Raw genomic sequence first — 235 nt, forward strand, 5'->3', positions numbered from 1 at the left:
CATCGCCGTCGAGTTGCTGGCCGGTCCCGACCGCCTTGCCGTCACCGAAGAGCCGGGCTACCCCGATTTCGCCGAGGTGCTGCGCCGGTCGCGTTCACCCATGGCGTTTGTCGCGGTGGACGAAGGCGGGCTTGACCCGGCGCGCCTGCCCCATGGCACGCGGCTGGTGATGGTCACGCCCAGCCACAACATCCCGACCGGCGCCACCATGCCGATGGCGCGGCGGCGCGACCTG

1 pseudogene is annotated in these 235 nt (G+C 71.9%); it reads left to right on the top strand.

Annotated elements, in window-relative coordinates:
- A pseudogene (locus tag Q5762_RS39695) lies at positions 1 to 235 on the top strand (GntR family transcriptional regulator); the annotation flags it as partial.

Origin of the sequence: Streptomyces sp. P9(2023) (assembly GCF_032436795.1) — a bacterium.
Classification (GTDB): Bacteria; Actinomycetota; Actinomycetes; order Streptomycetales; family Streptomycetaceae; genus Streptomyces.